This window comes from Carnobacterium iners, from assembly GCF_900177385.1.
Taxonomy (GTDB): Bacteria; Bacillota; Bacilli; order Lactobacillales; family Carnobacteriaceae; genus Carnobacterium_A; species Carnobacterium_A iners.
The window spans coordinates 103917-123237 of record NZ_FXBJ01000002.1 but is presented as its reverse complement, the minus strand read 5'-3'; the positions used below and the strand labels follow the sequence as shown (position 1 = coordinate 123237).

Genomic DNA, 19321 nt, shown 5'->3' with positions numbered 1-19321 from the left:
ATAGTTGATGTATTTGATTATTACCAAGCGGCAGATTGGGAAGAGATTAAGAAAAACAGTTACAGCTATTTTAAAAAACTAAGCAATTTTAATATTTTTTTAAGTAAATAAAGTAAATGGAGGTAAAATATGAAGACTGCACTGACAATTGCAGGAAGCGATCCTAGTGGAGGCGCCGGCATTCAGGCTGATATTAAGACGATGACTGCAAACGGTGTATATGCTATGAGTGCAATTACAGCACTTACTGTGCAAAATACAATGGGTGTTACAGAAATTATGAATGTCACGCCAGAATTTTTAGGTAAACAGTTGGATAGTATTTTTACTGATATTTATCCAGATGCAATTAAGATTGGCATGGTTTCATCAGCCGAACTAATTGAAATCATATCAGAAAAATTAAACTTTTATAATGCGAAGAATATTGTTGTAGATCCAGTAATGGTCGCTACTAGTGGTTCAAGACTTCTTGAAGAAGATGCAATGGAAACCCTAAAGAAATGTTTGTTTCGTCAGGCAGTTTTGTTGACACCAAATATTCCGGAGGCTTCTATATTATCAGGGATTTCTATTACAACAAAAGAAGATATGATTAAAGCTGCGAAAATAATTAGTGAAGAATACGAATGTGCTGTTCTCTGTAAAGGTGGACATGGCCTAAACGATGCCAATGATCTTTTATACCATAACCATAAGTACCGTTGGTTTATTGGGGAGAGGATTGACAATAAAAATACTCATGGAACCGGGTGCACTTTGTCCAGTGCAATCACTGTGGGGCTTGCTCAAGGTATAGATTTGGAAACATCAATCCAACTAGCAAAAGACTATATATCTGGCGCATTAAAGGCTATGCTTGATTTGGGGAAAGGAGAAGGGCCACTTAACCATATATGGAATATCAGCAAGAACAAGTAAAGCTACACAAAGAAACCATTAGAGTATTGAGCGAATTTAGAAAAAACGGTTGTACAATATATGACGTTGGTGAGTAAAAAACTCACTGACGTCATTTTTCTTTTTTATATCATATAAATAGAAAACAAGTGATTTTTCTTGCAGAATGATAATTGACGAAAATTTACCACTAGGAGGAACTCACGTGCCTACTTCAAATGCTAGGCTAAAAGTATTATATATTCAAGATGGAAATATCCATTTTAATAATAATTGTGTCAAATATAATCAATATAAAGGGAAAAAAGCAAATTTATTGAAGGAATATTAACATATACGCCATCGACATGCCCTAAATGTTATACTCCCAATCAAAACTATTCTCATTATCGGAACGGAACTCACTTGTCTCGTATTACACTACTAATGTCTGGAATCTATCCGACTTATTTATTATTGAAAAAACAACGATTCATGTGTAAAGCATGTCACTCAACTTTTACTGCTAAAACACTTAATGTTAAAGAAAAGTCCTTTCTTGCAGATACAGTCAAAGGGCTTATTTTAATCAAAGCGATAGATTCTCAAACAATTAAGACGATTGCTAGAGACGGAAGTGTTTCAGAAGTAATTGTCCAACGTATCATTAATCAAGAAGCTAAAAGGTATCAATCTTATGGGCAGGCACTTCCTGAATAGCGGCATAAGAAAAACGAAGTTTTTAAGGACCTGTAAAGTGGTGTTATTTAAAGCAAGGACAGATTAAATAGCCTGGTGATTTAACTAAGTTTAAGTCACATAAAGCATATTCACATAAGAAATACTTGCACACCAATTCAACTATCATGAATATTTACATAATCTTTACATTCAATTTACGTGGAATCAATGTTAGTCGTTTATTATGAAAGTATGAACAGGAGATGTTCAACTTATAAAGAGAAAGAGGGATTTTATATGAAAATGAGTGGGTTGGCAAAAATTGGTGCATCACTAAGTATGGTACTTCTCTTAGCAGCATGTGGAAACACATCGACTGACGAAACAACTGAAGGCATTACTGGTTCAGTTCAGGTTGACGGATCATCAACCGTCTTTCCAATTATGGAGGGCGTAGCTGAAGAATTCTCTATTGTAAACCCAGAAGCTCGAGCAACTATTGGTGTATCAGGAACTGGCGGAGGAATGGAAAAATTTATCGCTGGAGAAACAGATATCACGAATGCTTCTCGACCAATGAAAAAAGAAGAAGCTGCTTTGCTTGCGGACGCAGGCATTGAGTACACTGAATTTCAAATAGCTCTTGACGGATTATCAGTCGTTGTTAATCCGGAAAATGATTGGGTAGATTATTTAACTCTTGACGAACTAAAATCCATTTGGTTAGAAGAAAGTGACGTCGAAACATGGGCAGATGTAAGAGAAGGCTGGCCAGATGAAAAAATTCTATTGTTTAGCCCAGGGGCAGATTCCGGGACATACGATTATTTCGATGAAATCATCTTAGACGGAGAGCAAATTAATAAAGAAGCGTCTTTATCAGAAGACGATAACGTGCTGGTTCAAGGTACTAAAGGATCTGAAAATGCATTATCTTACTTTGGATATGCATATTATGTAGAAAATAAAGATACCGTTAAAATTGTTCCCATCGAAAATAATAATGGGGAAGTCATAACACCGTCAGATGAGACCGTTCAAGACGGCACTTACGAGCCTCTATCTAGACCGTTATTCTTCTACGTAAATAATGAATCTATTGTAGAAAATGATACGGCTTATGAATTTGCTAAGTATACATTGGAAATGGCCGGAGAAATGGCTACTGAAGTTGGATACGTAGCGCTTGATGATTCCATTTATACAGAGGGTCTAGAAACGCTTGAAAGCTTAAGATAAATTTTTATAACTTTCAGAAAAAATCAGTGATTACTATTAAAAACTTGTAAGAAATAGTTATAACAAAGATTAATATCCAGCAAAATATCCATCGCGGACTCACTCGATGGACATTTTGCCTATGTTTAAGGAGTGTTACATCATGCAATCAACTATACGTGAAAGGATTAAACAAAATAGAGCTAAACAATCCTCTCATAATAAAATCGAGAAATTAATGCCTAACTTATTTTTACTCATGGCTTCTCTCTCCATTCTTGTAACGGTAGGAATCATTTTCACTTTATTCAGAGAAACCTTTTTGTTTTTTACGCAGGTTTCTTTTATTGATTTCATAACCGGCACAGAATGGTACCCATTTTTCGGAAATGATCCCAGTTATGGTATTTGGCCATTAATTTCTGGCACATTCACCATTGCTGTAATTGCGATGATAGTTGCTATCCCAATTGGTTTAGCTGCAGCCGTTTATTTGAGTGAATACGCCAGTGATCAAAGACGTAAAGTATTGAAACCTATCTTGGAAGTATTAGCCGGTGTTCCGACAGTTGTCTATGGGTTGTTTGCTTTAACGTTTGTTACGCCTTTATTACGAACGTTTGTCACAGATTTACCTATTTTTAATGCCTTAAGCCCGGGTATAGTTGTAGGAATTATGATTATTCCCCAGATCACTTCGTTATCTCAAGAAGCGATGAATGCTGTTCCCCAATCCATGCGAGATGGCGCATTGGCCTTAGGTGCAACACGTTTAGAAGTTGCTTTGAAAATTGTTATTCCCGGCTCACTTAGTGGGATTGTTTCTTCGCTTGTTTTAGGCCTATCACGTGCAATCGGTGAAACAATGATTGTCGCCACTGCAGCAGGATCCACACCAAACTTAGGTTTTACTCCCACTGAATCAATTCAGACAATGACTGCTTATATAGTTCAAGTCAGCATGGGGGATGCAACGTTTGGGTCGACTATTTATTATAGTATCTATGCGGTAGGGATGACTCTGTTCCTCTTTACTTTAGTCATGAATGTCTTTGCCAATCATATTTCCCGTCGATATAGGGAGGTTTATTAATGAAAAACAAAATTGTTGTACCTGATGAAAAACAAATATCTAAAAGAATTACAAAAAATAAACTGGCCAAAGGAATTTTCTTTACAGCTACTCTTTTTGGGATGATTGTACTAGCTACTCTAATTATACGAATTGTTACGCAAGGGATTGGCTATTTAAATACTGATTTCTTCACTAATTATGCATCAAGAAGACCTGAAGATGCGGGAATTAAAGCTGCAATCCTCGGAACTATTTGGGTTATGTCTATCACGATACCAGTTTCTCTAATATTAGGTGTGGGTACATCCATTTATTTAGAAGAATACGCACCGAAAAATAAATTTACCCGTTTTATCGAACTGAATATAGCAAACTTAGCAGGAGTGCCTTCCGTTGTATTTGGTTTACTTGGTCTGACAGTATTTGTTCGAATATTAGGAATGGGTAGAAGTATTTTAGCTGGAGGATTAACCATGTCTCTGCTTATTTTACCGGTCATAGTCGTCGCTTCAAAAGAGGCCATACGATCTATTCCACAAGAACAGTATGAGGCCGCTTATGCAATGGGTGCAACCAAATGGCAGATTATTCGAACCGTTGTCCTTCCAGCAGCCACACCCGGAATATTAACTGGAGCGATTCTATCCTTATCTAGAGGTGTCGGTGAAACAGCATCTCTGTTGATGATTGGCGCAATGACGTTTATTGCCTATACCCCAACTTCCGTATTAGATGGCTTTACTGTGTTACCTATTCAAATTTTCAGCTGGGCAAGCAGACCCCAAGCAGAGTTTCAAGCAGTAGCCGCAGCCGGAAGCATAGTCTTACTCATTATTTTAATTGCGATGAATTCGCTGGCTATTGCTATTCGTAATAAATACTCAAAACGTTATTAATGTAGGAGGTAAATAATGAATAAAGAAGAAACTATTCAGTCTGTCTATTCCGTCAAAAATTTCAACTTATGGTACGGTGATACACAGGCACTAAAAGATATCTCAATTGATATACCTGAAAAACAGGTTGTTGCAATAATTGGACCCTCTGGATGTGGTAAATCAACATTTATTAAAACATTAAACCGAATGGTGGAGCTCGTTCCTTCTGTAAAAATGAAAGGCTCCATCCACTATAACAATGAGGACATTTTTAAATCTGACGCTAAAGTAGAAGCTTTACGTACAGAGGTTGGGATGGTTTTTCAAAAACCCAATCCTTTCCCGAAATCCATCTATGACAATGTCGCTTATGGACCCCGTATTCATGGGATTAAAGATAAAAAGACGCTAGATGAGGTTGTTGAAAGAGGCTTGAAAGGTGCTGCGTTATGGAATGAAGTAAAAGACAGATTAAGTGAAAATGCCTTTAGTCTTTCTGGAGGTCAGCAGCAACGTCTTTGCATCGCTCGAGCTTTAGCTGTAGAACCAGAAGTCATACTGATGGATGAACCAACCTCAGCGCTCGATCCGTTATCCACTGCCAAAATAGAAGACTTGATTCATGAACTCAAGAAAAATTACAGCATTATCATTGTCACACATAACATGCAACAAGCTGCTCGAATATCGGATAAAACAGCTTTCTTTTTAAATGGAGAAATCATTGAATTTGATTCAACAGAAAAAATGTATTCCAATCCTAAGGACATACGAACAGATGATTATATTTCAGGTAAGTTCGGTTAAACAGCAAATGTCAGTAGAATCAAATAAACGCATAACAGTTCAAAAAAATAAGAGGTGGTCTATTTCATGAGAAAAGTATTCGAAGAAGAACTAAACAGTCTGCATTCACAGTTTTACCAGATGGGATTAATGGTATCTGAATCAATCTATCTATCTGTTAAGGGATTTGTTGCCCATGACAAAGCCATAGCTGAAAAAGTCGTGAATAACGATCACCTAATCAATGAACAACAAGTAAAAATCGAAACCAAATCTATTGAGCTCATTGCCTTGCAACAGCCCGTAACCAGTGATTTACGTCGTATCATTACCATCATGAAGGCTTGTGCCGATTTAGAACGTATGGGAGACCATGCGGTTAACATTGCCAAAGCAACGATTCGTGTTAAAGGGAATAAAAAGAATTTGGATATTGAAAATGACTTGGCGGTAATGGCTGAAAAAGTTAAGAAATTAGTTGAACGTTCTTTAACTGCTTTCATCGAAGCAGATGTAACAGAAGCTAAAAAAATTGCTCTAAAAGACGACAAAATCGATCAGCTTGCTTTCGAATTACAAAAAAGAACATTGAATGAAATGAAGAAAGATTCTGAGTTAATATTTGGTGCAGCTAATTACATTTTTGTAGCCGGAAATCTGGAACGTATCAGCGATTACGTGACAAATTTATGCGAATGGATTGTTTATCTTGAATCAGGTAAAATCACTGAATTAAATACACATAATACACTCGATAATAACGTTTTCTAACTATGTTCAGATTTGACCTCCTCTGAATTTTGACTTCCTCAGAGTGGGTTCTTTTTTTTATACCTCTTTAATACGTGCTTATGTAATATGCCGAATGAAATCGTTTGTCTTTTTGTCGTAATAGCGGTATAAGTTAGTCTGCTAATTTTAATATAAATTTACCCGTTTATTTTGCTTAGCCTACTCGTTCAAAAGCTTTTTTATAATATTCGAAATCGTAAACTTTGTCGATTAGTGGTCTGATAGTATGTTTTTAAGAATACGCTATTATTTCTTCTGATTCTGCTTGACTCCCCATGGTAATGCTTTTTAATGTGTGCTGCCGATAAAAGAAGTTACGTAAATTAAATTCTACTTTATCACCAGTAGATGAACCAAATAAAACGATTGCTCCACCAAGTCTTAATGTGCTTAATGAATTGTTTAATGTTGCTGCGCCTGCAGAATCAATAGCAAATCGACTTTTTCACCAAATGCTTCCTTCCAGTCTTCACCCATAACATCTGTTTTATCTGCGCCAGATGATTTAGCTTCATTTAGTTACATTAGTGCTGTCTGAAATATTAATTGTTTCACGAATTTGTTTAAATTATTCGAAAAGAAAAAAATCTTTTATACTGAACTCAGATGACTCATCCAAGACCAATAAAAAAGACATAATACATGGATATGTATAAAACAAATTCTATTTTTAATAAATGGTTTTCTTCCATTCCTTGTTTTTTTTATAATGCTGTTAAAGTTGAGAGATGATAGAGACCAGATGAAATTACTAACAGATAGATACAAAGACCGATACTTAATACATAAAGTAGTAACGTTAAGAAAAGCAATCTGTAAAAAGATGTATTTGATTAAAAGAGAATGAATGAAGGAAGACGTTATATAAATGAAACAATGAAAATATCGATACTTGATAATATTCGAAAGCATTTACGAAAAGAAGATAAAGAACTATTCTCAAATTTAGAAGGATTAATAGAAAATAATCATTCAAAAGCAAGGGTAGATCTGGGAGATTTATCTTTTAATAATCATTTTTCAAGAATAAATCATATTAAACAAGCTAGTTCTCTTTATCGACTCACTATTAAGTACGGCAACACAGAAGCGGTGAGTCAATTTGGGATGATGTGTTTTGACGCTGAAGAATATAAGATGGCATAGGAAATGATTCACCTAGTAATTAAAAAAGAAAATGATTTAATAGCACGAACTAATTTAGGGAAGTTCTATTATAAAGGACTAGGTGTAAAACAGAATTATGCTAAAGTATTTTGTCTATTTCAGAAAGTAGCAGAACTTGAAGGAAATGAAGCAATTTTTTGGTTAGAAAGATTTTATTACCAAGGATTAGGAGTAGAAAAAATCGGATCAAAGAAATTAAATGGTATAAAAAAGCGGTTAATCAGTACGAAGAAGAGGCATTAACAGGAAGTATTGATGCAATAAATTAAATCGTAATGATTTATCATAAGCATTTGAAAGAGTCCAAGGTAGTAATAAATTGGTACATTAAGACAAAAGGCCTGCGAGATGAACAGGCCATGTATTTCGTAGCAGAAATAGATGATGAGCGCTTGAACAATATAAATGGAGCCATTGAATGGTATAGAAAGTCAGCAGAACTAAGTAAGAGTGATGTTGTTTTAAGATGTGTACTAATTTATGATGAAAATAAAAGAGAGGACATAAATAACATTAAGTGGTTTGAAAAAGCCTATAAATTAGGATCTGTGTAAGTTTTAGAATGCTTAGGTGAGGCCTATAAAAATCAATCAGATTTTGACAAAGCAAAAGAGTCTTATGAAGAGTTGATACAGTTAGAAGGTCATGAAGAAGAGGGTTTTCTTGCATTAGGTAAATTACATGAAGAGATGGCCAAATACAATGAATCGAAAAAATACTAAGATAAGTTAGTTGAATTAGGAAATAAAGAAGGGGTATTAGCGATTGCAGATATGTACGCAAATGGAAAAGGCATAAAGTTAGATAATAGATAAGCTATCAAGTGCTATGAAAAGGCTATTGAAGCAGGAAATTATACAATAGCACAATCTAGAATGATAAACTTAAAAATTATTGATATTGTTACCAATAACGAAGGAATAGTACAAACAAATCTATATAAAAGATTTTTACCAGAAGAATAAGAAGAAATAAAAAGTGCTTTACGAGAGCTTGATAGAAAAACAGACTAACTACAATAAAATCAGGTAGTACGTATAAGTTATCTCTATAACATTTAGCGAAAATAATTAGACAAGCTAGACAACTTATTAGCTTGTCAGGAATGCTATGCTAACTAAAGCTTTTCAGCAATTTAGAGTCTAACTTAAAACTAAACAAAAAAGGGCTGACTTCTGAATGAAAGATTCCTTCATTTAAAGGTCAGCCCTAGACAGTTATTTAATCTCTGCAGTATACTTCCATGTTTTTCCATCGTCATCAGACTGGTAGAGGACTTGACTTCCACCATGGTAATCGCTATTCTCACCTTGCCCTATTTGCAGAAAGAGTGACTCATTTTCTCTGTACGGAACTCCTGGGAAATCAAAAGGATTGGCTTCTTTAGTATCGGCTAAAGGAATTTCGACAGCTGGGAAAGTTAATTTCTTAAATGTTCGACCCCCATCCGCTGTTCGATACAGTTCTGCATAATCAGATCCACTATGAGATAGTCCAATAAAGCCAAGATTTTTAGTGATAAACGTTATTCCTGAACTGATTCCTATTTCACCTAAAAAAGGATCAGGATTAATTGTTGCCCAAGTCTCTCCTCCATCAGTAGTCTGATCCAATACATAAAAACGAGAACCTAGAGCAGCATCGGCTACCTTTAATTGGTAACCGACTCTTTCAGTTAAAAAGACTGTTTCATCTTCATTGGTTTCATGAGTATCTATCGCTACTTTTTCTTGTAGAGAAGAGCGTATTAAGGAGTAATCAATGAAGCGTATGGGTGTTATACTAGGTTCATTAGGCGTATAAACAGAAATAGTATAACCAGTTATTTCTTCTTCAGTTGATTTTATCGGAAAAGTCATTCCGCTTTTATCAAAATAACGAATACTGCTATCATTGTATCCCCAGTTACGGTAACCCGTATAGTAGATGCCAAGTGTCTCTTCATCCCAATCCTTAACGGTTTCTTTGATAGGCAGATGTTTTATACCGTCTATTAGTGGCTGAAGTCTAGCTGTTTCATTAAAAGTTGAATGAGTAAATCCGTTTAAAACCACGTTTATCTTCTTGCTTTTTGAACGGTCATAATCGATTAAAAAAGTTTTCTTTTCACTCTTATCATTTAAACCATATAAGAAGCTATAGAAAGAAGTGATTTCTCCCTTTTTATTGAAGGTCAATTCGAAGTGATTATCGATATACAGTTCTTTAGGCAAATCAATTTTAGATTCTAGGTCTTCAAATAAGCCATCTAAGTCCTCTTGATACAAATTATCATGCTTGAAAGGAACCGTTCGTTTATTAACTAACTCATCAATGACGAAAGCCAATCGTCCATTTAAATGAGTCCCACTCTCGTAGATACTTTTACCTGTTGCAAGTGTAATCAAGACAAGAGAAGTCACACTTAAAAGAAAGATAAACTGACTAAATCGGTTTAGATGATAGGAAGGTTTCTTTTCTTTAGTATTCTTTTCGTAACGGTTTATCATATACCAGTAAAGGCAGCCAATAAACCAAAGAAGTAAGCTAAGAAAAATAATTAAGATAATGGGGACTCTCAGTCTAATACCGCCGTACTTAGCAAATAAGGATAAGTAGTAGCATCCGATTCCATAGACAATAACGACAAGAGGATTAAAAACGAGTGCACGCCATTTGTAATTCTTATTAATCAAACTAGTTCAACTCCATTTGCTGTAAAATGTATTAAAACAACAGAATAAGTCTATCACGTCTAGTCTTTTTTACCAATGGTTGTTAAGTATTCTTAAGAAAAAGAAAGGATTTGTCTCATAAAAAAAGAACTAGAATCAATATACATTCTCTCTTAGTTATTGGTATAATAGAATCAATAGACAAGTTAGTTGACACCGCTTCCTTTAACGAAACTAGTGAAAATATATCACGATTTTATAATGCGTTTAATAAACTTCAAGAAGTGGTTGTTAAAAAGATAAATAAGTCAGCAGAGACCGATTTTGGTTCGTTATGAGGAATAGCTCGATTCCAAAAAGATAAAGTAATTCTTAGTTATATGGACAGCTTAGACTTTTTTCGTGAATTTAGAAACTTATTGATTCATAAAACAGTTAGCGGAGAAGAAGCAATAGCAACGCCTAGTAGTTTATTAATAGAAGAAATTGAGATGATTACTGAAAAAATTAAACATCCCAAAAAAGTAAAAGACTTGTTTTTAAGCGAGGTTGTAACATTTGACCAAGGCGATAAACTAAGTTTAGTTCTAAAAAAAGTAAAAGAAAAAAGTTATTCTCAGTTTCCCGTATTTAATGACAACAAACTTGTCGGTATTGTATCTGAAAATGGGATTACAAATTTTTAGCAAACGCTATTTCTGAAGATTTGATTTCAATTAAAGATAGTACGATTGAGGAAGTATTGGGTGCACATGAAGAAAAACGATTATACGAAGTAGTCAATGAAAGTAAATCAATCTTTGATGTTGAAGCTATCTTTAATAAAAGAATAAAAGAAGGTAAAACAGCTTATGTCTTACTTATTTCAAAAAATGAACACATCAAGTCACCCACTAATATTGTCGGAATAATGACGCCTTGGGATATTCCAGAAATAGTGAAAAATAAATAAGGATGTTACCTTTAAAGAAAGAGGAAGAAAAAAAATGACACTACAAAATAAAATCCAAAATGAAATGACTGCATTCAAAAACGAACTGTTAAAAAAAGACAAACAAATGATTTATGACCAAGCGTTTAAGATAACGACTTATGAAAATGCAGAAGTTTTTTTTATGCATGATCTTGATTTTTTAACAAAGAAAGAATTAGACCATTTAAACGATACAGACGAGATTCTTTTCCAATTTCACAATTATTTTTCTGAATTAGAAAGCGGAGAAATTGATGAAGAAATGATAAAAGAATTTTTAAACTACATTAGTTAAAATAATCGTGGTTTCTCTAACAGAATAGAAACGAGCTAGGTTACAAAAAGGAGAGTCCTATTTTATGGTAGAGAAGTATCCTATGACAGCAGTAGGTAAAAAAGAGCTAGAAGAAAAGTTAATATATTTAAAAGTGGAAAAACAAAAAGAACTAACTAATGAAATCAAATAGCTACGTAGTTTTTGTCATTCTTCAGAAGTTGCAACCTTTGATGATGTGTTTAAGAAACGATCTTTATTACAAAATTAAATAACATTAATTGAAAATACGCTTAATCATTCAGAACTAATTGATCCTAAGAATGAAAAATTTCCAATAGTAAGAATCGGAAGTACCGTAACCTTTATAGAGTTACCTGGTGGAGAAGAAGAAAACTATACCATTGTTGGTGCGCTAGAAGTTAATCCCATAGAGTATAAAATTTCAATAGAGTCACCTATCTGAAAAAGTTTATTAGGAAGTAAAGTAAACGATGAAGTATCCATAGACATTCCTTCTGGGGAGATTAAAGTGAAAGTTGTTGGTATTCGGTAAGATATTAAAGACTTCTTTATTTTTTGATACACTAACATTCTAGATAAAAGAAAATCATATTTTATTAAGATGGAGATAAAAGATTATGGAAAAAGATGAACTTTATAATCAAGTTGAAGTGTTTTTGAAAGATATTATGTTACTACACGATCTCCCCAAAAAACATAGCAAACTATTATTTGAATTATGGATAAAGGATCAGAATGATAGAAAACTAGTCTTAAATTCTTATGTGAAGAATAAACTAGCAAACAAATTGAGAATAAGTGTAGGAACTTTGAATAATATATTAACAAAAATGATAGAGGAAAAGCTTATCTTTAAGATAAATAATGGTACTTATCAAGTAAGTTCATTATTAGATGAGATTAATACAATAGTTAGTAAGGGATATGTAGAGATTAAAATCAAATATCAAATTGGTAAAAAGAAATTTATAATTGATGAAGTGGGATGATATTTCTAACTAAAACTAATTATGTGTTATTTCCTGTTCTTTTTATTATTAATTGCACAATAAACTTTACCCAAAAACAACAGATATCATATGTTTATTTGATTGAGCACCTAATGTTTATGAGTTTCGATTAATATATTTAAGATCATTGAGTAAATAGTTTAACTTCAAAAAATATAAGTCCGTAAAATAATATAGCGAACGTTCTTTTAGGTCGAATTATTATTTAAGTCTTTTTTACATTCAAAACTCAACACTTCTGGTTATAGTGACCGGAAAATGGCCAAGTGGCAAGGGTTAATATTGTCCGAACATAATGAATTGACAGCCGAAAAAAGCAAAAGCTCTAAAAAAATAAATTTTAAAAAAGATAAACAAGAAGAACAAGTATATGAGTCAATCGATCATTCTTATAGTCAAAAAAAGTAGTTATCGTTCAAGGAGACTGTTTATTTAATGGGAAATATAAAGATGATATTGTAGGAGTTTTCTGTGGTTTTTTTCATGAAAATATCTATTTCCAAAAAGAAAATAGTGAAGTAGTTGTTTGTAATATAAGTTTGATTCGTCATATTGAAGAAGAAAGAACAATAAAATGGACTAAAAAATAATATATTCATAACGAAAAGGGGGGTGTTTATCAGAATGATAAAAAAACTAGAGATTAAAAATAAATAAGTTTTATATTTCTTAATGATCTTCTCAACTTTTTAAAATGATTAGTCAACACAAGAGCTATGCTTACAATTATAGTGGTTTTCTTATTAACTATACCAATAGCTCTTGTTGGTTATGTTTGTTATAAACTATTAATTGCTTAACCCTTCAGTGAAAAAATTGGATTACAAGCTAATTCGGTTCCGATTGGTCTGTGCTATTGAATCAAGTAACCGGTCTAACTTTAAATACCCTAGCGTTGGTTGCTGTTTTTATGAATGTTGTATACGATGGAAATGTCGATGCTATGAGTATAGCTATTTTATACTTAGTAGCTTATTATAATATTAACTGATTTTTTGCTGGATTTTTTTGTAGTCACTGAAAGAAAAAAATATCTTAATAATGTTATACCCAAAAATTGAATAAAAGTGAACGTGATTATCATCGCTATTATTTTTCAGGTCATCATAGCGAATATATCTCTTTTCAAATTTAATATCAGAGTGAAAATGCTAGATATTGATACTAAAGAAACCTCGAAAAATATTTTGTAACAATATCAGTAGTTACCGATGTACTTGATTCGATAGTAGTTTACAAAGTGACAAGGAAAATTTTGTACGTTTCTCCAAATGAGATTTCCGCTATTTTTTTAATATTTATTATTTCTGATTAGACATTTATAGACCCGATATATTTGTGAGAATTATTAGATACATCTTAATTGATAATGCGTTAGATAACTAAAAAATATTTAGGGTTTCCATTGTATCTTGTTTTTTAATATCAATAATTAGTTACTTATGGCTTGCTAATTTTAGATTATTTAAATAGTTGGCAAGGCTTGATTATTCAAATAACTACGATCTATGTCTATACAGGAATTTAACATTCGTTTTTTGTTGAAAATTAAATAATTCTTATTAAAAGAAAAGAAAATGAAATGAAACCAATAAAATAATATGGTACAAATATATAGAAAGAGTTAGGCCTGTATTGGTTTAATCCTTTCTATTTGTTATATTGATTGCATATAACGAATAAAAAATTATCAAAATGAGAACGAATAACAAGAAAATACATAAAGATTGTTAATCAAATTTTAGAAAAAGTTACTTATGAGAAATATAAAAATTAAGTTCGCTTACATATAATAAACGGTCTAATAATAAAGTATATTATCAAAAAAATACTTTACGAGAGGCCTTTGATGTAATTTTTGATAAAGTTGTTCCTTACCTAGTCTGAGGTAGCCAATATTTATACTGGTAAATTAATTTTTCTTGATATGATTATAATTAATTTCATTAGAGTATTTAACGAAAATTTTAAGATAGAATACTTATTCTGAGATTATTAACTTACAATGATCAGAAACAAATGTAACAAGAAATCTTGGGCTTCAATGTGAGATTGAAACTTCTTTTTATTTTGTCAATCGTATTTGCTATGTTGAAGGAAAACTATTTACTATTAAAAATAGATATCTCAATAAAAATATTTTTCATTTTCTGGGAAAAGATATCGCTGAAGTATTTGCTTATAATTACATTGCAAGTTATTTAACTATTAACCATTAGCCTTTCTAATAAAGTGTTGGCAATTCATGAAGTGCTGAAATTAACTTCCGTTACGCAACGGAAGTTAATCATATAGACAATGAAAGCGCTATAACGTAAACTTAAGTTAGTTAAAAATAAGGAGGAGATAAAGATGAAAAAAGCTTTAATTATTTGTGCAGGTGGGATGTCTTCATCAATGATTGCAAAAAAGACAACTGACTTATTGCAATCGAAAGGAAAGGAGATAGAATTAGATGCAACGAGTGCAGCTCAAGGTTCGAAAATAATTGAAAAAGATCAATTTGACTTGTATCTTGTTAGCCCACAAACCAAAATGTATTTTAATAATTTAAAAAAAGCAGCAGATAAAGTTGGTAAACCAATTATAAATATTCCCCCTCAAGCTTATATTCCAATTCCTATGAGTACTGAGAAAATGGCTAAATTGGTAGAAGATAATATTTAAAAAGGATTTGATTAATCTGTTGAATAAAAAAGAGATACAGATCTTAGAAATATTGTTTCATAATTCAACAAAATATACAACTAGTCAAGAAATAGCCTCTCTTATAGGAGTATCCGATAAGACTAGTCGAAAGTATATGAAGCAGCTCGATGAATCGATTTATGACAAATCAGCTCAGATTAAATCTACAAGAGGCCATGGATATCGATTAATTGTTCATGATGATATAGTATTTAAGAATTTTTATAGAGATAATATGAATATTGATCAGACAATACGGGATCTCAGTTATATTGAAGAGCCTAACGATCGTCAGTTTTTTTTATTACAACGTCTTTTTTTCGAAAATGATTTAATTTATGTGGAGGATTGTCTCAGTGAACTATTTATCTCAAATTCTACACTAATAAATGATATTACGGAAATGAATTTGACATTAAAACCATTTGACTTATGTTTAAAAACAAGCAAACAAAAAGGTTTACGTATCATAGGAGATGAACGAAGTAAGAGACATTTTATCATAAGTTACTTCTTGTTGGATCGATACCAAAATAATATGAAGTCATTTGAACAGATTTCATTAATTCTAAACAACATTAGTTTAGAAGAAATTCTAATAATTGTTTTAGATGAGTATAGAAACCAGAATTTAAAATTAAATGATACCACCATTTTCAACATAACTCTCCATATTGCTTTAGCAATAATGCGAGTTGAAGAAGGTTATCAGGTTAGCTCAAACATGAATAGTAATGAGTTAAATAGTGCCGAAGAAGTTCAAACTGCTAAAAACATTATTAATCGTTTAGAACAAATCACTGGTATATTATTACCAGATGCAGAAATTTATAACATTGCTTTGCACTTAAAAAGTAGGCAATCAAATAAAGTTTTGCTCGATTCACAGAATATTAATGAATCAGAGTTACATGATCAAATAATTGAAGGACTAAAAAAGCTCGAAAGACAAACGTCGTATCATTATTCTGAAGATTCAATTTTGATCAATGGATTAATAGCACATTTTATTCCATTGATTATCAGAATAAACAGTGGGAGCAAAATACTGAACCCATTACTAAAAGAAATAAAAAATAACTATAAATCTTTGTTTGAGCAAACAAGAGATGCCTTTTCTAACATAAAAGTAATGGAGAATAAAAATATTTCTGACGATGAATGGGCTTATATAGCTCTATACGTTATCGCCTCAAATGAGAGACAAATGAGTGTAAGTAAATCTCAGATACTTGTTATCTGTGCAACTGGCTTAGGTAGCTCTCAAATTATAAGATTGCGTTTAGAAAATGAATTAGGATCTAAAATTATCATTAAAGATATTATCAGCTATTATGAAATTACACAAGAAAGATTAAAAAATATTGACTTAATTGTTTCTTCAATTGATTTATCCAATATTGTATTCAGTATTCCAATTGTTAATGTCAGTGTTTTACTTAATGAAGAGGACATTAAAGCCATTAATAATGTCATTTCATCAAATGTCTCTATAGATAGAGACAAAAGCATGAAGTTTTTCGAAAAATCAATAGATATTAAAGAAATCACTGATGAATACTTTGATTCCTCTTTGTTTGTTTTCTCAAATGAGATAACAAACAGAGAAGAAGCTATTGACGTTTTGATAAATAAAAGTGTCGAGCAAGACAACAGTATTGATAAAATTTTTTTAAAAAATCAATTAAAATTAAGAGAAAAGTTTAGCTCTGTTGTTTTTTCAAAAGATATAGCTGTACCTCATCCTATGGAAGGAGCATCTAATAAATCTAAAGTAGCTGTTTTAATTACACCTAATGGGATTAATTGGGATTTAAATAATAAAAATATTAGAATGACTTTGTTGCTGTTGCCAGACCGTTTTGGAAATCAACAGATAGAATTGGTTAGTAAAGCCATCTTACCAATATTAGAATGCCAGACCTCCATAGATGCACTAGTAAGTACCAGGAATTATAAAGATTTTAAGAAGAAATTAATTCAAATATTAAAGTAAATAAAAGGAGTGAAATGAGAATATGGAATCTGAAGAAATTCAAAAAATAGCCTTTACGATTATCTTGCACAGCGGGGATGCAAGGAATACTGTACACGAGTCATTCAAGGACATGAGAGAATCAAATTACAATAAAGCACGTGAAAAGTTAGAGAGCTCTAATGAAAGTTTAGTCGAAGCACACAAGGTTCAAACAGACTTATTAAAAAAATATGCAAATGGCGTAAATATCAATATGGAAATTATTATGGTTCATGCTCAAGATCATTTAATGACAACAATGACTCTTCGTGAGGTTGCCTTAGAGATGTTAGCTCTTTATGAAAAGGTTGGGGAATATAATGGAAAATAGTGCAGAAAGCTATAAAAAAAAAGTTTCATTAAAAAATATGGAATATACCAGATTTATAGGAATACGTTACGCACTAGCTTTATTGTTCTTTGCAAATTTAAATTGGTTCGTATCATTAATTGTCTCTAAATCCCCCCTTTTATTTATTCCATTACTTCTATTGATGTATATAACCTTACCGATTTACGAACAGATAAGATTATATGGCAACAAAGAAACTTCTTTAAAACATATAAAAAAATATTTTACTATTCAATTAATCGTCAATATTTTACTCTTAGCTTTATCCTTATTCTCCTCATTTTATAGAATGGCTTTTCCTTTCATGGCAACTAGTCTCCAAGGATTTATAGGGATAGTTTTTGTTTTAATTTTAGGCACTCTTATCGTGGCCACTTCTCTAAGAAAACTTGTCAAGATTCATAACAAAAAAGACCGATTATATAAAGAAGTTTTAAAATACAAAAAAGCTTTGAAAGTGAGTGAATGAGATGGAAGAAGAAAACAAATTATTTAAACTACTTGAAAAAAGCTTAATGGGTCCATTAAGTAAGATTGCTCAGCTTAAGATTGTTCGTGGAATCATGGGTGCTGGGATAGCAACTATTCCTTTTACTATTGTAGGCTCTATGTTTTTAGTGCTAAATGTTTTACCAGAAACGATACCAATTTTGAAAGGATTCTTTGATGCAACATTCTTTAAATTTAGCGACTTATATATGCTAGCTAATGCTGCTACTATGGGAATTCTTGCTCTGTACTTCAATATTAGTTTAGGATATGAGTATGCACAAATTATTGCTGAAGAAGAAGAACTAGAGATGAGCGGTCTAAACGGTGCGTTACTATCTGTGTTTGCATTCTTTATTTCTGTTCCACAACTTGCTTTTGAAAACGGTTCCGTTTCTCGAATAACAGAGGTGACTGAAGAAGTTTCCATTATTAATGGTTGGCAAATTGGTGGAGATGGTGTTCAACGTTTAGGAACTGTTGGGATATTTACTGGTATTATTATGGCAGTTTTAGCAGTTAATTTGTATAAGTTATGTGTGAAGAAAAAATGGATTATTAAGTTACCCGAAGAAGTCCCTACAGGGGTATCACGAGCCTTTACTGCTCTGATTCCAGCTTTCATGGTAGCTTTTGTCGTTTTACTAATCAATGGAATATTAGTCGTACTGAATACGGATATATTCAAATTGATCGAGATTCCTTTTGGATTTGTAACGCAATTAACGAACAGCTGGCTTGGAATTATGGTTATTTACTTTATTGTCCACGCATTGTGGTTAGTTGGTATACATGGAGCAAACATCATTTTCTCTTTGCTAACCCCAATAACGTTATCCAACCTTGCAGCAAATGCAGCTGGCGCTAATATTCCTTTAGCAGGTGAGTTTAATAACGCTTTTGTAACGGTAGGTGGATCAGGAGCGACTTTGCTTTTGACATTCTTTATTGCTTACAAAGCACATTCAGAACAACTCAAAGCTATTGGTAAAGCATCTATGATACCAGCGATTTTCAATATTAATGAACCATTAATATTCGGTTTACCACTTATTTATAATCCGTTTTTAGCTATACCTTTCTTTTTGGCACCGATGGTAAGTGCTTCTATTGGATATTTTGCAATTAAACTTGAATTGATAAAGCCTATTATAGCCTTATTACCGTGGCCATCTCCGGTTGGTATTGGAGCATTCATTGGTACTGGCGGAGACTGGAGAGCAATTATTGTCGCATTTATTTGTGCAATTACGGCTTTTATTATCTACTATCCTTTTATAAAGGCGTACGATAAAAAATTAGTTTTAGAAGAACAAAAAAAGAAAAAGTCAGTTTCTGAAAACTTATAATATTGGAGGAGATAA

The 19321-nt window shown here is 32.3% G+C and carries 22 protein-coding genes and 2 pseudogenes; 22 read left to right on the top strand and 2 right to left on the bottom strand.

The window, feature by feature from the left end; all coding sequences use genetic code 11:
- The first annotated feature begins 129 nt into the window (after positions 1–129).
- From thiD to phoU, 7 genes are all read left to right on the top strand, one after another.
- The gene (gene thiD, locus B9Y54_RS00790; protein WP_085558538.1) at positions 130–921 is read left to right on the top strand and encodes a bifunctional hydroxymethylpyrimidine kinase/phosphomethylpyrimidine kinase; all 792 of its coding nucleotides are present in this window, start codon (positions 130–132) and stop codon (positions 919–921) included.
- A 294-nt stretch (positions 922–1215) separates the two neighbouring features.
- Positions 1216–1599 (top strand): transposase family protein, encoded by a 384-nt coding sequence (locus B9Y54_RS00785; RefSeq protein ID WP_085558537.1) that lies wholly within the window; start codon positions 1216–1218, stop codon positions 1597–1599.
- Positions 1600–1857: 258 nt separating this feature from the next.
- Positions 1858–2799: a PstS family phosphate ABC transporter substrate-binding protein gene (locus tag B9Y54_RS00780; protein ID WP_085558536.1), complete on the top strand. Its 942-nt coding sequence runs from the start codon at positions 1858–1860 to the stop codon at positions 2797–2799.
- 142 nt (positions 2800–2941) lie between these two features.
- Entirely contained in the window at positions 2942–3871 is a 930-nt protein-coding gene (pstC, locus tag B9Y54_RS00775) for a phosphate ABC transporter permease subunit PstC (RefSeq protein WP_085558535.1), read from the top strand.
- The gene (gene pstA / locus B9Y54_RS12120) at positions 3871–4749 is read left to right on the top strand and encodes a phosphate ABC transporter permease PstA (protein WP_090005093.1); all 879 of its coding nucleotides are present in this window, start codon (positions 3871–3873) and stop codon (positions 4747–4749) included. Before pstC ends, pstA begins: the two co-directional genes overlap by 1 nt.
- 15 nt (positions 4750–4764) lie before the next feature.
- A complete protein-coding gene (gene pstB / locus B9Y54_RS12115) occupies positions 4765–5538 on the top strand; it encodes a phosphate ABC transporter ATP-binding protein PstB (RefSeq protein WP_090005092.1) in 774 nt (257 codons plus the stop codon).
- A 66-nt stretch (positions 5539–5604) separates the two neighbouring features.
- A complete protein-coding gene (gene phoU / locus B9Y54_RS00765; protein ID WP_085558534.1) occupies positions 5605–6288 on the top strand; it encodes a phosphate signaling complex protein PhoU in 684 nt (227 codons plus the stop codon).
- A gap of 253 nt (positions 6289–6541) precedes the next feature.
- Here the strand turns inward: phoU and B9Y54_RS13085 are convergent, their stop codons facing one another.
- The gene (locus B9Y54_RS13085) at positions 6542–6739 is read right to left on the bottom strand and encodes a zinc-binding dehydrogenase (RefSeq protein WP_085560467.1); all 198 of its coding nucleotides are present in this window, start codon (positions 6737–6739) and stop codon (positions 6542–6544) included.
- 413 nt (positions 6740–7152) lie between these two features.
- Here B9Y54_RS13085 and B9Y54_RS00755 point away from each other — a divergent pair, with 413 nt between their 5' ends.
- The 4 genes and pseudogenes from B9Y54_RS00755 to B9Y54_RS12885 form a co-directional block, all read left to right on the top strand.
- A complete protein-coding gene (locus B9Y54_RS00755; RefSeq protein WP_085558533.1) occupies positions 7153–7455 on the top strand; it encodes a hypothetical protein in 303 nt (100 codons plus the stop codon).
- A gap of 3 nt (positions 7456–7458) precedes the next feature.
- Entirely contained in the window at positions 7459–7719 is a 261-nt protein-coding gene (locus B9Y54_RS00750; protein WP_085558532.1) for a tetratricopeptide repeat protein, read from the top strand.
- 116 nt (positions 7720–7835) lie between these two features.
- A complete protein-coding gene (locus tag B9Y54_RS00745; protein WP_143313949.1) occupies positions 7836–8030 on the top strand; it encodes a hypothetical protein in 195 nt (64 codons plus the stop codon).
- Positions 8031–8045: 15 nt separating this feature from the next.
- Positions 8046–8198 (top strand): annotated as a pseudogene (locus B9Y54_RS12885) (hypothetical protein); the annotation flags it as partial.
- Between the two features lie 495 nt (positions 8199–8693).
- Here B9Y54_RS12885 and B9Y54_RS00735 read toward each other — a convergent pair.
- Positions 8694–10151 (bottom strand): WD40/YVTN/BNR-like repeat-containing protein, encoded by a 1458-nt coding sequence (locus B9Y54_RS00735; protein WP_234987762.1) that lies wholly within the window; start codon positions 10149–10151, stop codon positions 8694–8696.
- A 359-nt stretch (positions 10152–10510) separates the two neighbouring features.
- Between B9Y54_RS00735 and B9Y54_RS00725 the strand changes: the two genes are divergently transcribed.
- The 11 genes and pseudogenes from B9Y54_RS00725 (at position 10511) to celB (ending at position 19306) form a co-directional block, all read left to right on the top strand.
- On the top strand, positions 10511–10816 hold the full coding sequence (locus B9Y54_RS00725) for a CBS domain-containing protein (protein ID WP_085558528.1): 306 nt from the start codon (positions 10511–10513) through the stop codon (positions 10814–10816).
- A 20-nt stretch (positions 10817–10836) separates the two neighbouring features.
- Entirely contained in the window at positions 10837–11082 is a 246-nt protein-coding gene (locus B9Y54_RS00720) for a hypothetical protein (protein WP_143062490.1), read from the top strand.
- A gap of 34 nt (positions 11083–11116) precedes the next feature.
- Positions 11117–11398, top strand: a complete 282-nt coding sequence (locus B9Y54_RS00715) for a hypothetical protein (protein WP_085558526.1) — start codon at positions 11117–11119, stop codon at positions 11396–11398.
- Positions 11399–11648: 250 nt separating this feature from the next.
- Positions 11649–11933: pseudogene (locus tag B9Y54_RS13080) on the top strand (GreA/GreB family elongation factor).
- Positions 11934–12018: 85 nt separating this feature from the next.
- On the top strand, positions 12019–12390 hold the full coding sequence (locus tag B9Y54_RS00705; RefSeq protein ID WP_085558525.1) for a hypothetical protein: 372 nt from the start codon (positions 12019–12021) through the stop codon (positions 12388–12390).
- Positions 12391–12669: 279 nt separating this feature from the next.
- Positions 12670–12819, top strand: a complete 150-nt coding sequence (locus B9Y54_RS12245) for a hypothetical protein (RefSeq protein ID WP_159446030.1) — start codon at positions 12670–12672, stop codon at positions 12817–12819.
- A gap of 1944 nt (positions 12820–14763) precedes the next feature.
- Positions 14764–15078: a PTS cellobiose transporter subunit IIB gene (locus B9Y54_RS00700; protein ID WP_085558524.1), complete on the top strand. Its 315-nt coding sequence runs from the start codon at positions 14764–14766 to the stop codon at positions 15076–15078.
- Between the two features lie 19 nt (positions 15079–15097).
- A complete protein-coding gene (locus tag B9Y54_RS00695) occupies positions 15098–17095 on the top strand; it encodes a BglG family transcription antiterminator (RefSeq protein WP_143062489.1) in 1998 nt (665 codons plus the stop codon).
- 22 nt (positions 17096–17117) lie between these two features.
- On the top strand, positions 17118–17447 hold the full coding sequence (locus B9Y54_RS00690; RefSeq protein ID WP_085558522.1) for a PTS cellobiose transporter subunit IIA: 330 nt from the start codon (positions 17118–17120) through the stop codon (positions 17445–17447).
- A complete protein-coding gene (locus B9Y54_RS00685; RefSeq protein ID WP_085558521.1) occupies positions 17437–17937 on the top strand; it encodes a hypothetical protein in 501 nt (166 codons plus the stop codon). Before B9Y54_RS00690 ends, B9Y54_RS00685 begins: the two co-directional genes overlap by 11 nt.
- 1 nt (position 17938) lies before the next feature.
- Complete coding sequence (celB, locus tag B9Y54_RS00680) at positions 17939–19306, top strand: PTS cellobiose transporter subunit IIC (RefSeq protein WP_085558520.1); 1368 nt, start codon at positions 17939–17941, stop codon at positions 19304–19306.
- The last annotated feature ends 15 nt before the right edge of the window (positions 19307–19321 follow it).